The organism is Cryobacterium sp. TMB1-7, from assembly GCF_004402435.1.
Taxonomy (GTDB): domain Bacteria; phylum Actinomycetota; class Actinomycetes; order Actinomycetales; family Microbacteriaceae; genus Cryobacterium; species Cryobacterium zongtaii.
Window position 1 is genome coordinate 36,994 of record NZ_SOFZ01000026.1, and the last position, 13,102, is coordinate 50,095.

12 protein-coding genes are annotated in these 13,102 nt (G+C 68.5%); 4 read left to right on the top strand and 8 right to left on the bottom strand.

Annotated features, from left to right (window positions below):
- Nucleotides 1–37: 37 nt before the first annotated feature.
- From E3O60_RS12270 to kdpF, 6 genes are read right to left on the bottom strand one after another with little or no spacing between them, the layout of a single operon-like run.
- A complete protein-coding gene (locus E3O60_RS12270; RefSeq protein WP_103460188.1) occupies nt 38–739 on the bottom strand; it encodes a response regulator in 702 nt (233 codons plus the stop codon).
- The gene (locus E3O60_RS12275; protein ID WP_134498235.1) at nt 736–3,273 is read right to left on the bottom strand and encodes an ATP-binding protein; all 2,538 of its coding nucleotides are present in this window, start codon (nt 3,271–3,273) and stop codon (nt 736–738) included. Before E3O60_RS12275 ends, E3O60_RS12270 begins: the two co-directional genes overlap by 4 nt.
- Before the next feature lie 8 nt (nt 3,274–3,281).
- Nucleotides 3,282–3,914, bottom strand: coding sequence for a potassium-transporting ATPase subunit KdpC (kdpC, locus tag E3O60_RS12280; protein WP_134480968.1), 633 nt, complete (start codon nt 3,912–3,914; stop codon nt 3,282–3,284).
- 49 nt (nt 3,915–3,963) lie between these two features.
- Complete coding sequence (gene kdpB, locus E3O60_RS12285) at nt 3,964–6,147, bottom strand: potassium-transporting ATPase subunit KdpB (RefSeq protein ID WP_134480967.1); 2,184 nt, start codon at nt 6,145–6,147, stop codon at nt 3,964–3,966.
- A 3-nt stretch (nt 6,148–6,150) separates the two neighbouring features.
- A complete protein-coding gene (gene kdpA, locus E3O60_RS12290) occupies nt 6,151–7,824 on the bottom strand; it encodes a potassium-transporting ATPase subunit KdpA (RefSeq protein ID WP_134480966.1) in 1,674 nt (557 codons plus the stop codon).
- Nucleotides 7,824–7,913 (bottom strand): K(+)-transporting ATPase subunit F, encoded by a 90-nt coding sequence (kdpF, locus tag E3O60_RS12295; protein ID WP_103430925.1) that lies wholly within the window; start codon nt 7,911–7,913, stop codon nt 7,824–7,826. Before kdpF ends, kdpA begins: the two co-directional genes overlap by 1 nt.
- 354 nt (nt 7,914–8,267) lie before the next feature.
- Between kdpF and E3O60_RS12305 the strand changes: the two genes are divergently transcribed.
- Nucleotides 8,268–8,600 carry a hypothetical protein gene (locus tag E3O60_RS12305; RefSeq protein WP_166788992.1) on the top strand — a complete coding sequence of 111 codons (333 nt, stop codon included), beginning with the start codon at nt 8,268–8,270 and terminating at the stop codon, nt 8,598–8,600.
- A gap of 223 nt (nt 8,601–8,823) precedes the next feature.
- On the opposite strand, the gene E3O60_RS12310 is transcribed toward E3O60_RS12305, so the two are convergent.
- Nucleotides 8,824–9,333, bottom strand: coding sequence for a septum formation family protein (locus tag E3O60_RS12310; RefSeq protein WP_088457704.1), 510 nt, complete (start codon nt 9,331–9,333; stop codon nt 8,824–8,826).
- Nucleotides 9,334–9,673: 340 nt separating this feature from the next.
- Here E3O60_RS12310 and E3O60_RS12315 point away from each other — a divergent pair, with 340 nt between their 5' ends.
- The 3 genes from E3O60_RS12315 to E3O60_RS12325 all read left to right on the top strand — a co-directional run bounded on the left by E3O60_RS12315 (nt 9,674) and on the right by E3O60_RS12325 (nt 12,190).
- Nucleotides 9,674–10,168: a Dps family protein gene (locus E3O60_RS12315; protein WP_088457703.1), complete on the top strand. Its 495-nt coding sequence runs from the start codon at nt 9,674–9,676 to the stop codon at nt 10,166–10,168.
- A 202-nt stretch (nt 10,169–10,370) separates the two neighbouring features.
- Nucleotides 10,371–10,826 carry an SRPBCC family protein gene (locus E3O60_RS12320; protein WP_088458170.1) on the top strand — a complete coding sequence of 152 codons (456 nt, stop codon included), beginning with the start codon at nt 10,371–10,373 and terminating at the stop codon, nt 10,824–10,826.
- A 125-nt stretch (nt 10,827–10,951) separates the two neighbouring features.
- Nucleotides 10,952–12,190 carry an LCP family protein gene (locus E3O60_RS12325; protein ID WP_240632305.1) on the top strand — a complete coding sequence of 413 codons (1,239 nt, stop codon included), beginning with the start codon at nt 10,952–10,954 and terminating at the stop codon, nt 12,188–12,190.
- A 4-nt stretch (nt 12,191–12,194) separates the two neighbouring features.
- On the opposite strand, the gene kduI is transcribed toward E3O60_RS12325, so the two are convergent.
- The gene (kduI, locus tag E3O60_RS12330; protein ID WP_088457701.1) at nt 12,195–13,025 is read right to left on the bottom strand and encodes a 5-dehydro-4-deoxy-D-glucuronate isomerase; all 831 of its coding nucleotides are present in this window, start codon (nt 13,023–13,025) and stop codon (nt 12,195–12,197) included.
- Between the last annotated feature and the right edge of the window lie 77 nt (nt 13,026–13,102).

A 13,102-nucleotide genomic window follows, 5' to 3' on the forward strand; every position in this document is an offset into this window, starting at 1 on the left:
CTGACCCGCAGATCGCCGCCGCCGGCATCCGCTCGGCTCAGGCGGGTGGCGGCGCGTCGGGCGCGAAACGGTAGCCCATACCGGCCTCGGTGAGCAGGTAGCGGGGCCGGGACGGGTCGGGCTCGAGCTTCTTCCGCAGCTGGGCGAGGTAGAGCCGCAGATAGCCGGTGTCGGTCATCTTGTGTTGGCCCCAGACCTCGGCGTAGAGCGCCTGCCGGCTTACCAGTTTGCCCGGTGTGCGCAGCAGCAGCTCGAGGATCTGCCACTCGGTGGGGGTCAGCCGCACGTGTTCCGGCCCGGCGGCCGTGGCTCTCGTGATGGTCTTGGCCGGCAGGTCCACCGTGATGTCACCGAAGGTGACCACCGGTTCGTCGCCGCTGGTGGGCATCCGGCGAGTGAGGGCCCGGATGCGCGCCAGCAGCTCGTCGATCGAGAACGGCTTGGTGACGTAGTCGTCGGCGCCCCGGTCCAGGGCCTCCACTTTGTCGGAGGCACCGCTGCGGCCGCTCACCACCAGGATCGGCACGCTGTTCCAGGCGCGGACAGAGTCGATCACAGCGAGCCCGTCGAGGTTGGGCATGCCGAGGTCGAGCATCACCAGATCGGGGTGCTGCTCCACGATCGCGGCCAGCGCGGTACGACCGTCGTGTGCGGTGACGATCTCGTAACCGCGGGCGCCGAGAGTGATGCGCAGGGCCCGCAGGATCTGCGGGTCATCGTCGGCGATCAGGATCTTCATGGGCTGACCTCGTTGCTGGCCGGGACTGCGGTGGACGTGACGGTCGGCAGGGTGATCACCATGGTGAGTCCGCCGCCAGGGGTGTCATCGGCTTCGAGGGTGCCGCCCATGCCCTCGACGAATCCCTTGGACAGGGCCAGGCCGAGACCCAGACCGGTGGCGTTGTCGGTGTCACCGAGCCGCTGGAACGGCACGAACACGTCGCCCCGCCGGTCTGCCGGGATGCCGGGTCCCTGGTCCATGATGCGCAACTGCACGGTGTCGGCGAACCGGCTGGCCGACACCCTGGCGGGTGTGCCGGCCGGCGAGAAGCGGATGGCATTGGTGAGCAGGTTCACCACCGCGCGTTGCAGCAGGCCGGGGTCTGCGAGCACCGGAGCGGTCTCGACCGGCAGGTCCAGATGCACGGTGTCCGGCCCGAGGCCGAGCTCGTCGAGGGCCGGCAGCACCACGTCGGCGAGGTCGACGGGCCCCAGCGACACGGCCAGCGCCCCGGCCTGCAACCGGCTCACGTCGAGCAGGTTGGTCACCAGCGAGGCGAGGGTGTCCAGGCTTTCGCCGGCCGTGGCGAGAAGCTCGGTGCGGTCGCTGTCGGTGAGGGTGATGTCGGTGGCCCTGAGCCCGCTGATGGCCGTGGTCGCGGCGGCGAGGGGCCGGCGCAAGTCGTGACCGACGGCGGCGAGCAGGGCGCTGCGCATCCGGTCGGCCTCTTCGAGCGGGCCGAGTTCGCTGGCCGTCTGGGCGAGATCGCGGTGCTCGAGGGCTGCATCGATCTGGCTCGCGATCACGCTGAGCAGCCGGCGTTCGGATGCGGCGAGGTCGGGTCCGGAGAGCTCCAGGGTGGCCCGGCTGCCGATGGGCACCATCGTGGCCGGGGGTGCCGGAACGTCCGAAGCGCCCGGCGCCGCCGCATCCGCCGCGCTCGCCTCGACCAGCACCGCGCCGCCGGCGAGCAGCCGCACTCTGTCGAGGCCGAACGCCTCCCGGGTGCGGGTGACCAACGCCTGCAGGGCGTCCTCCCCGCGCAGCACACTGCCGGCCACGGTGGCCAGCAGCTCGGATTCGGCCGCCGCCCGTCGGGCCGTACGGGTGCGCCGGGCCGCCTGGTCGACGACGTAACTCACCAGCAGGGCGTTGACGAGGTACAGCGAGAGGGCGAAGAGGTGCAGCGGTTCGGCCACGGTGACCGTGTACAGCGGTTGCACCAGGAAGTAGTCCAGGGTGAGGCCGGACAGCAGGGCCGCGAACAGGGCCGGCCAGAGCCCGCCGACAAGCGCGACGACCACCACGAGCAGCTGGTAGCTGAGCACGTCGCTGGTGATCGACTCCTCGCTGCGGAAACTGACCAGCAGCCAGGTCAGCAGCGGCCCGCCGATCAGGGCCAGGGCGAAGCCGGCCAGGCGCCGCCGCACGGTGAGCGACCCGCCGAGCCTGGGCAGCACGAACTTCCCGCCGGCCGCGGAGTGGGTGACGATGTGCACGTCGATATCGCCCGATTCGCGGGTGATGGTGCTGCCGATGCCCGGCCCGGACAGCGCCGCGGTGAGCCGGTTGCGCCGGCTCACGCCGATCACGAGCTGGGTGGCATTGGCGGCGCGGGCGAACTCCACCAGCGCCCGGGGGATGTCGTCGCCGACGACCTGGTGGTAACTGCCGCCGAGCTCCTCCACCAGCGCCCGCTGTGTCGCGAGCGCGCCCGGATGCGCCGCGGCCAGGCCGTCCTGGCTGATCACGTGCGCGGCGACGAGCTCACCGCCGGCCGAGCGGGCCGCGATGCGGGCGCCCCGGCGGATGAGGGTGTCGCCCTCCGGCCCCCCGGTGAGCGCAACGACCACGCGTTCGCGGGCCTCCCACTTGGTCGAGATACCGTGCTCTGCCCGGTAGCTCTGCAGGGCGGTGTCGACCTCGTCGGCCAGCCAGAGCAGCGCCAGCTCACGCAGGGCGGTGAGGTTGCCGAGCCGGAAATAGTTCGACAGGGCCGCGTCGATGCGGGCCGCCGGGTACACATTGCCCTCGGCGAGCCTGTCGCGCAGCGCCTGCGGGGCCAGGTCGACGACCTCCACCTGGTCGGCGGCGCGCAGCACCGCATCCGGCAGGGTTTCGCGCTGCGGCACCCCGGTGATCTGCTGCACCACGTCGTTGAGCGATTCGATGTGCTGGATGTTGACGGTCGAGATCACGTCGATGCCCGCCGCCAGCATCGCCTCCACGTCCAGGTAACGTTTGGGGTTGACCGAGCCGGGCGCGTTGGTGTGCGCGAGCTCGTCGACCAGGGCGATCTCGGGCCGGCGGGCGAGCACGGCCGCCAGGTCGAGTTCGCTCAGCTGGATTCCGCGGTGCTGCACGAGCATCCGCGGCACCACCTCGAGTCCCTCAGCCAGGAGCGCGGTGGCCGCGCGGCCGTGGGTTTCCACGATCGCCACGACCACGTCCCCGCCCTCGCCCTGCAGTCGGCGGCCTTCTTCGAGCATGCTGTAGGTCTTGCCGACGCCGGGGGCGGCGCCGAGCAGCACGCGCAATCGACCGCGTTTCATGGGTTACCTCACCTACCGGAATCGAGCGTTGCGAGCTCGAGGTTCAAGTTGAGCACATTCACGGTCGGTTCGCCGAGATAGCCGAGGTCACGGCCCTGTTCGACGGCTTCGACCAGGGCGCGCACCTCGGCCTCCGGCAGGTCGCGGGCCGCCGCGACCCTGGGCACCTGCAGCAGGGCGTAGGCCGGGCTGATGTGCGGGTCCAGGCCGGACGCGGACGCGGTGACGGCATCCGCGGGGATCTCGTCGGCCGGCACCCCGTCGAGGTCTTCGATGGCGGCCTGCCGGTCGCCGATCGCCTGGATCAGGTCGGGGTTCTCCGGCCCCCAGTTGCTGCCGCTGGAGGCGCTCGCGTCGTAGCCGTCTCCGGCCGCGGACGGGCGGGACTGGAACCACTCGGGCAGGGCCGCGCCGTCGGCATCCGTGAAGGACTGCCCGATCAGGCTGGAGCCGACCACGGGTGACCCGTCGCCGGCCGAGACGAGCGAGCCGTTGGCCTGCCCGGGCACGCCCAGCCGGCCGACCAGGGTGATGCTCAGCGGGTAGGCCACGCCGAGCACGACCGTGAAGACGAGCATGGCCCGCAGGGCCACCCAGTAGGGCCGGGCCAGGGGGCCGGTGCGGGGGCGGGAGGCGCTCATGAGGTGATCCGTTTCGGTTGGTATGGCAATGAGAACAGGAGCATGGTGATCAGAAACCCGGCAGCAGCGACACGACGAGGTCGATCAGCTTGATGCCCACGAACGGGGCGATCACACCGCCGAGTCCGTAGATCAGCAGGTTGCGGCCGAGAACGCTCGACGCGCTCGCCGCCCGGTACGTCACGCCGCGGAGCGCCAGCGGGATCAGCACGACGATGATGATCGCGTTGAAGATGATCGCCGACAGGATCGCCGAGGCCGGTGAACTCAGCTGCATGATGTTGAGCACAGCCAGGCCCGGGAACACCCCGGTGAACATGGCCGGGATGATCGCGAAGTACTTGGCGAGGTCGTTGGCGATCGAGAAGGTGGTCAGCGCCCCGCGGGTGATCAGCAACTGCTTGCCGATCCGCACGATGTCGATCAGTTTGGTGGGGTCAGAGTCGAGGTCGACCATGTTGCCGGCCTCCTTCGCGGCGGAGGTGCCGGTGTTCATCGCCACCCCCACGTCGGCCTGAGCCAGCGCGGGCGCGTCGTTGGTGCCGTCGCCGGTCATCGCCACGAGGTTGCCGCCCTCCTGCTCCCGGCGGATCAGGGCGAGCTTGTCCTCCGGGGTGGCCTCGGCGAGGAAGTCGTCGACGCCGGCCTCGGCCGCGATGGTGGTGGCGGTGAGGGCGTTGTCGCCGGTGACCATGACGGTGCGGATGCCCATCGAGCGAAGCTCCGCGAAGCGCTCCTTGATGCCCTCCTTGACGATGTCCTTGAGGTAGATCACGCCGAGCACGGTGCGCTCGCCGGACACTGCGGCGGTTTCTGATGCGCCGGTGGCGACCACGAGCGGGGTGCCGCCCAGCCGGGAAATGCGCTCCACCTCGAGGGTCAGCTCGGCTCTCACGTTCTCCGGCACCGGGCCGGCCTCGCCCACCCAGGCCAGCACGGCGGAGCCGGCGCCCTTACGGATCTGCCCGCCACCAGCGCCGTCGCCGGCGCCGATGACAGCGAGGTCGATGCCGCTCATGCGGGTCTGCGCGGTGAACGGCACGATGTCGCCGGCCAGGCTCTCCGGCCGGTGGAAGCCCCGTTCGGCGGCGAGGTCCACGATCGACTTGCCCTCCGGGGTGGGGTCGCTCAGCGAGGAGAGCGCGGCGGCCCGCACCAGCTCGGCCTCGGTCACGCCGGTCAACGGCGCGAACTCGCGGGCCTGCCGGTTGCCGTAGGTGATGGTGCCGGTCTTGTCGAGCAGCAGGATGGTGACGTCGCCGGCCGCTTCGACGGCCCGGCCCGACATGGCCAGGACGTTCCGCTGCACGAGCCGGTCCATGCCGGCGATGCCGATCGCCGAGAGCAGGGCGCCGATGGTGGTGGGAATCAGGCAGACCAGCAGGGCGATGAGCACGGGCAGGCTCACGGTGGCGGCGGAGTAGCTCGCGATCGGATTGAGGGTGAGCACCACGACCAGGAACACGATGGACAGACTGGCCAGCAGGATGTTCAGCGCCATCTCGTTGGGGGTCTTCTGCCGGGCCGCACCCTCGACGAGGGCGATCATGCGGTCGACGAAGGTCTCGCCGGGCTTGCTGGTGATGCGCACCACGATCCGGTCGGAGAGCACTCGGGTGCCGCCGGTGACGGCGCTGCGGTCGCCGCCGGATTCCCGCACCACGGGGGCGGATTCGCCGGTGATCGCGGATTCGTCGATGGAGGCGATGCCCCAGACGATGTCGCCGTCGCCGGGCACGAGTTCACCCGCGGTGACGATTACGGTGTCGCCGAGGCCGAGGTCGGCCGAGGAGACCGTCTGCACCCTGGCACCCTCGGCGCCGGGGTTGGTGTCGGGCTGGTAGTCGAGCACCTGGGTGGCGTTTGTGCTGGTGCGGGTCTGCCGCAGACTGTCGGCCTGGGCCTTGCCGCGGCCCTCGGCCACGGACTCGGCCAGGTTGGCGAAGATCACGGTGAGCCAGAGCCAGAAGGCGATGCCCACGGTGAACGAACCGGGCACGGCGGAGCCGCCGGAGTCGCCCGGGCCGCCGAGGAACGGTTCGGCCACCGCGAGAACGGTGGTGAGCACCGCGCCGATCTCGACGATGAACATCACCGGGTTCCGCCACATCAGGCGCGGATCGAGCTTTCGCACCGCGCCGGGCAGCGCGGCCACGAGCTGGCCGGAGCTGATCGCCTTCTTCGGTGCCGGCTTGTGCGACGGCTGAGTGGGGGTGTCTATGAGAGTGGTCATGGCTTACTGCAGCCCTTCCGCCAGGGGACCCAGCGCGAGTACGGGGAAATAGGTGAGAGCGGTGATGATGATCGTCACGCCGAGGAGCAGGCCCACGAACAGGGGCCGGTTGGTGGGCAGGGTGCCCGCGGTGGCCGGCACCCGATCCTGCGCGGCGAACGAGCCGGCCAGGGCCAGCACGAACACCATCGGCAGGAACCGGCCGAGCAGCATGGCCACGCCCAGCGCGGTGTTGAACCAGGGCGTGTTCGCGGTGAGGCCGGCGAACGCGGAGCCGTTGTTATTGGCCGCAGAGGTGAAGGCGTAGAGCACCTCGGAGAGCCCGTGCAGGCCGGGATTCCAGATCGACGTGGCCTCCACATCCGCTCGCACGGCGGGGATCGCAAAGGACAGCGCGGTGCCGGCGAGTACCAGGGTCGGCGTGATCAGGATGTACAGGCTGGCCAGTTTGATCTCCCGCGGGCCGATCTTCTTGCCCAGGTACTCCGGGGTGCGCCCCACGAGCAGGCCGGCCACGAACACCGCGATCACGGCGAGGATGAGCATGCCGTAGAGGCCGGAGCCGGTGCCGCCGGGGGCGACCTCGCCGAGCATCATGTTGAGCATCGGCATCATGCCGCCGAGCGCCGTGTATGAGTCGTGCATCGAGTTGACCGCACCCGTGGAGGTGAGGGTCGTCGAGGTGGCGAACAGGGTGGAACCGAGAATGCCGAATCGGGTCTCCTTGCCCTCCATCGCACCCCCGGCCAGCCCGGGGGCGGTGCCGGCGCCGTTCAGTTCGAACAGGGTGAGGGCGGTGAGCGAGACCACGAAGATCGTGGCCATGGTGGCCAGGATGGTGTAGCCCTGCTTCTTGTCGCCCACCATGGTGCCGAAGGTGCGCGGCAGGCTGAACGGGATGGCGAGCATCAGCACGATCTCGAACAGGTTGGTGAAGCCGTTCGGGTTCTCGAACGGATGCGCCGAGTTGGCGTTGAAGAAGCCACCGCCGTTGGTGCCGAGCTCCTTGATCGCCTCCTGGGAGGCCACCGGGCCGCCGGGGATCGACTGGGTGGCCCCGGTCAGTGTCGTGACATCGGTGAATCCGGTGAGGTTCTGGATGACGCCGCCGAAAAGCAGCACGATTGCGCCGATCACCGCCAGCGGCAGCAGCAGCCGCAGCACCCCGCGGGTGAGGTCCACCCAGAAGTTGCCGATGGTGCCCGAGCGGCGCAGCATCAGGCCCCGCACCAGGGCGATCGCCACGGCCAGGCCCACGGCGGAGGAGACGAAGTTCTGCACCGCCAGGCCGGCCAGCTGCACGGTGTAGCCCAGGGTGACGTCGGGGGAGTAGGACTGCCAGTTGGTGTTGGTCACGAACGACACCGCGGTGTTGAACGAGAGGCCTTCCGGCACCGCGTCGAAGCCCAGCGAATAGGGCAGCACGGCCTGGGCGCGCTGGAGCGCGTAGACGAACAGCATTCCCACCAGCGAGAACGCGAGCACTCCGCGCAGGTACGCCGACCAGGTCTGCTGGCCGCGCGCATCCACCCCGATCAGCCGGTAGAAACCGCGCTCGACGGCGAGATCCTTGTGTGAGGTGTAGATGGTGGCCATGTAGTCGCCGAGCGGGCGGTGCAGCACCACGAGAACGGCCACGAGGGTGAGGGCCTGCAGGATGCCCAGCCAGAGAGCCATTAGAACCGCTCCGGTTTCACGAGGGCGAAGACCAGGTAGCCGATGGCGCCCACAGCGAGTACGGCGGCCACGATGTCGAACACGATCACAGTTTCGCCACCCCCCAGGCCACAAGGCCGATCAGTGCGAACACGGCGATCACGCCGAGCACGTAGACAAGGTCGAGCATGCGATTCTCTCCATCCGTAGGCCGCCGGTGTACCGGTCGGCATCCGTGCTCCGCACGAGCACGAACCGAGTAAACACCCGTGCCGTGCCGCCCCACGGTTTCCTAACGAACCCCTAACGCCCGGCCTGCATCCGGCCGACACCGGCCGGTTTGCGCGGCCCGGCCTCGTCCTGACCGTTCACCCGACGCCGGCCCGGCATCGGGCATAACTCCTGATGGATTGCCCCGGCCGGGCCGTGCAGGCCGTTCGATCGCCGCGTCCGCGTACGACGGGATGCTGCCCGACGAGGCGATCACGACGCCCGCGCCGGTAGATGAGGAGGCCAACCTGCTGGAACCGTTCCCCACCGCGGGTTGGCTCGATGGCGGCGACCAGTTCGCGATCGTCCTGAGTGGCAGCTCGAGCTGCCCCAGCTGCCCGGTGTCGATGGTCGTCGACGACAATCGCACCCTGAGCATCGAGATCGGGCAGGGCGACGGCCCGGCCTGCACGGCCGACCTGAAGCTGCGCACTCACGTGCTCACGACACCGGCCGGGCTGGACCCGACCGGGGAGATCACCATCCGCTGCAGCGAGTCGGAAACCGCGGTTCTCCCCGCGCTCTGAGCCCCTGCCTGGCGGGCGGAAGCGCCCGGGCGTAAAAAAGCCCCGGCACCGCTCACGCTTTGGGGGAAAGGGAGCTGGCACCGGGGCCAATCGTTGGAGTGGGGGAACTCCAGGTGTAACCGTACGCCCTGTGGGCTGAATGTGCGATGCACGCCGCCTTAGAGTTTTCTATGTGCCGGCCGTGGGCGGCACTGCTCCGGCGGTGTTCCCCGGTCGGGTGGGGCTAAATGCCGGTGCCGGCGAGTGAGCCGGTGGTCTTGTTCTCAGCCATGGCGAGGCAGAGAATTTCTCGGTCTCCGCTGTCCCAGCTGCCCTCGCTGGGGGAGAGGTAGTTGAAGTCCAGGGTGGATTCTTCGTAGGACTTGCCGATAAAGGTGGCGAACTCGGCGACACAGCGTTCCTCCGCGATCTGGGCGAGGGCCTCGTCACCGGGGAAGGCGCCATCCTCGCTCACGTCGAAGGCGAAGTAGGCCTCGTAGTCATGGGCATCCGCACACGGAATGGCCGTGACGCTCTCGACCGCGTCGGCGTCCTGGTCATTGAAGCAGTCGCCGACCGCCAGCGAGAAGACATCGGCCTCACCGGCCTCGCTGATCTCCTGAGTCTCGGCATCCCGTGCCGCTTGCTGGGGAAACAGGTCGCTGATCGCGGTGCACCCGGAGAGGGTCAGCGCACCGACCGAGAAAGCGGCGATGAGCAAACCGGTGCGCAGGCGTGCGGTGGTGCGGGACATAGTGGTGCCTTTCAACCGATGCTGGGGTCCAGAGCGCAGGGCGGTGTGCGCACACAGTCAGAAAATGCCACCCGATGCACGAACCCCAAGAAAATTGGCACTGGTGGCGCCTCCATCTTGGCCGACGCCGAAACACCAGCGCAAGCCACACCCGCGTCGCTCACTCGCAGGAATCGCCGAAGGTGTAGCCGCAAAAGCCCCGAAAACCCAGGCCGGAACCGAGGGTGTCCTGAGTCGCGGTTTTGTCGGCGACCGCTGCTAGTGTGTGCTCTCAGAACAGGCGGGGCATCGGCCGACCATTCGGCCGAAATCCATTCCCGCCGGTGACGAAGGGAATTCCATGAAGGCATCCGCAGAACTCGGCAGCAACCTGCAGTCGGTCCTGGTCGACCTGATCGAACTGCACGTCCAGGGCAAGCAGGCGCACTGGAGCGTCGTGGGAAAGAACTTCCGCGACCTGCACCTGCAGCTCGACGAGATCATCGACGACGCCCGAATCTTCACCGATGAGCTGGCCGAGCGGATGCGCGCCCTCGACGCCCTGCCCGACGGCCGCACGGAAACCGTCACCAAGACCACGCACCTGCCCAAGTTCCCCGCCGGCGAGGTCGACACCACCGAAACCGTGGGCCTGGTCACGGCGCTGCTCACCGCTACCGTCGACAACATCCGTGAAATTCACGAGGCTGTCGATGAAGAAGACCCGGCCAGCGCCGATATCCTGAACGGCTTCATTCTGAAGCTCGAGCAGTATATCTGGATGGTCAGCGCGGAGGACCGGAAGCCCCGGAAGCCCACCGCGAAGGACTCGACCCGCCCGGTCGGCAAGGCGTAAATTGCCTCCGGCGGCCGGATTCGGCTAAGAATTCGGCCGCCGCCGTGACGAATGGGCGCGTGAATGCGTCATAGGTAAGACGAACACATCGCACTACCCAGTCCGCCCACCCGGCTGTGACCCGTCCGCCAGACCTGATCGGCGAGACTGAGTCGTGATCGGTAAGACGGGGCGCCCGCTCAAGGAATAGAGGATGAATCCCGTGACCCAGGTAATCGAGACAATCGACGTAGACGTTCCCGTGCGGACCGCGTACAACCAGTGGACCCAGTTCGAGTCTTTCCCGCACTTCCTCGACTTCGTCGAGAGCATCACGCAACAGGACGACACCCACACGCACTGGAAGGTGAAGATCGGTGGAGCCGAACGTGAGTTCGATGCTGAGATCACCGAGCAGCACCCCGACGAGCGCGTCGCCTGGAAGAGCATCTCCGGTGACGAGAAGCACGCCGGCGTGGTCACCTTCCACCGACTGAGCGACACGACGTCCAGGGTCACCGTGCAGCTGGACTGGGAGGCCGCAGGCTTCCTCGAGAAGGTCGGTGCCGTGTTCGGCGTCGACGACCACGTGATCCGCAAGGACCTCAAGCAGTTCAAGACCTTCGTGGAGAACCCGGCCAACCAGGCCGGCGGCTGGCGCGGAGACGTTTCCGTCTGACCCACCCGCGGTTCGCTCCATCGTCGACCCTCTGGCCGCGGTTCCCCCGCCAGACTATGCTCCGTGCGAGAGGCCTAGCATCAAGCTAGATTCCGTCTCGAGCCGTGCAACGGATGGGCCGACCGGTGACCGAACTGCAGCACACGACGGGCATTGCCCGGCATGGACGACTGAAGAGGTCCCACGCCGTGACGGGGGTGCTGAGCGCGGTGGCCCTGGGCCTGGCCGTGCTCCTCGTCAGCGGCGGGGCCGTCACGGCGTTCGCGCTCTGGCAGTTCCGCAGTGCGGTGGTCGCCAATTCGATCGACATCGACGGACCCGCCGCCGACGCCGATCCGGCCCCGGGGATCGGCAGCTACGAGAACGGTTTCAACCTGCTCATCGTCGGTGTCGACAACGACTCGGCCCAGGGCGCGACGTACGGCGTGCGGGAGACCACCCTCAACGACGTGAACATCCTGGTGCACGTGTCAGCGGACCACAGCACCGCCGTGGTCGTGAGCATCCCCAGAGATCTCGTGGTGGCGCATCCCGAATGTATCGATAGCGCCACCGGCGCGGTGGTCGGCGAACTGGCCGCCGCCCCGGTGAACGAGGCGATGGGCCGCGGCGGTCTGCCCTGCGTGGTCAGCACCGTGGAAGAACTCACCGGGCTGGAGATCCCCTATGCGGGACTGACCTCATTCGCCGGTGTGGTTCGGCTCAGCGATGCCGTCGGCGGCGTGCCGATCTGCCTGTCCGAACCCGTCGACGACCCGAAGGCCGGCCTCTCCCTGCCCGCCGGCACCAGTGTCGTGTCCGGCGATACCGCCCTGGCCTTCCTGCGCAGCCGTTACGGCGTCGGCGACGGCAGCGACCTGGCCCGTATCTCGTCGCAGCAGCTGTACCTGGCCTCGCTCATGCGCACGGTGCGGGGCGACGGCACCTTGACCGATCTGCCCAGGCTGTACGCCCTGGCCAATGCGGCGGCCGGCAATATCAGTCTCTCCACGAGCCTCGCCCACACCGACACCATGGTGTCGATGGCGCTGGCGTTGGCGGACATCGACCTGGACAGGCTGGTCTTCGTGCAGTATCCGGGCACCACGGAGGATCCGGCCTTCCCCGGCAAGGTGGTTCCGCTGCAGGGCCTCGCCGACACGATGTTCGCCAAGATCGCCGCCGACGAGCCGTTCACCCTCGGTGCGGCCCCGCCCACCGACGAACCGCTCGTCCTCGGACCGCCGGCCGAGACCCCAGAGGCCCCCGGCGAAACGGATGCCGCGGCGCCGCCCGCGACACCGACACCGACCCCCGTGGCGTTGGACGGTCTCACCGGGCGCACGGCCGACGACGAGTCCTGCGCAGAGGTGAACGGCGGCTGAGCGACTACCTCAGTTCGGCCGGCTGCACGTGGTCCATGTCGTCGAAGGCCTTGTTCTCGCCTGCCATCGCCCAGACGAATGAGTAACTGCCGGTGCCGAATCCGCTGTGCAGTGACCAGCTCGGGGAGATGATCGCCTCGTTGTTGGCCACGACCAGGTGACGGCTTTCGGTCGGTTCGCCCATCAGGTGGATCACGCGGTGCTCCGGAGCGAGGTCGAAGTACAGGTAGCACTCGGTGCGACGGTCGTGGGTGTGGGCCGGCATGGTGTTCCACATGCTGCCGGTGCTCAGCACCGTGACGCCCATCACAACCTGGCAGCTCTGCACGCCATTGGCGTGGATGTACTGGTTGATGGTGCGCTCGTTGGAGGTGGTGGCGTCGCCCAGCTCGCGCACGGTGCCCTGGCCCTTGCCGACCAGCGTGGTCGGGTACGCGGTGTGGGCGGTGGCGGAGAACAGGTAGAACGCGGCCGGTGCGGCCCCGTCGGCGCTGGCGAAGACCACATCCCTCACTCCGCGCCCGATATAGAGGCACGCTCCCGGCTCGAGGTCGTAGGCGATGCCGTCGACCGAGATGGTGCCGGCGCCGCCGACGTTGACGATGCCCGCCTCGCGGTTTTCGAAGAACGTGTCAGTGCGGAGCACGTCGTATCTTCCGAGCGTGATCGGGCCGGTCACCGGGCGGGCGCCGCCGAGCACGATGCGATCTTCGTGGGTGTAGGTGGCGCGGAACTCGTCATCGGCGAAGAGGTCGTCGACGAGGTAGTTCTCGCGCAGGGCCGCGGTATCGAAACTGCGGATTTGGGCGGGATTGGTGGAATGACGCAACTGCATTGTTTTTCTCATTTCCTCTGGAGGTGTGGGTCATCTGCTGGCGGATGCCGCGGCAGACCCTGACGTTCCGTCTCGCG

Bases quoted from the DNA above. Each gene is read 5' to 3' on its own strand.
- kdpA (WP_134480966.1), bottom strand. From the start codon at position 7,824: ATGGCTCTCTGGCTGGGCATCCTGCAGGCCCTCACCCTCGTGGCCGTT.
- E3O60_RS12275 (WP_134498235.1), bottom strand. From the start codon at position 3,273: ATGAAACGCGGTCGATTGCGCGTGCTGCTCGGCGCCGCCCCCGGCGTC.
- kdpC (WP_134480968.1), bottom strand. From the start codon at position 3,914: ATGAGCGCCTCCCGCCCCCGCACCGGCCCCCTGGCCCGGCCCTACTGG.
- kdpB (WP_134480967.1), bottom strand. From the start codon at position 6,147: ATGACCACTCTCATAGACACCCCCACTCAGCCGTCGCACAAGCCGGCA.
- E3O60_RS12315 (WP_088457703.1), top strand. From the start codon at position 9,674: ATGAAGGCATCCGCAGAACTCGGCAGCAACCTGCAGTCGGTCCTGGTC.
- E3O60_RS12310 (WP_088457704.1), bottom strand. From the start codon at position 9,333: ATGTCCCGCACCACCGCACGCCTGCGCACCGGTTTGCTCATCGCCGCT.
- E3O60_RS12270 (WP_103460188.1), bottom strand. From the start codon at position 739: ATGAAGATCCTGATCGCCGACGATGACCCGCAGATCCTGCGGGCCCTG.
- E3O60_RS12305 (WP_166788992.1), top strand. From the start codon at position 8,268: ATGCTGCCCGACGAGGCGATCACGACGCCCGCGCCGGTAGATGAGGAG.
- kduI (WP_088457701.1), bottom strand. From the start codon at position 13,025: ATGCAGTTGCGTCATTCCACCAATCCCGCCCAAATCCGCAGTTTCGAT.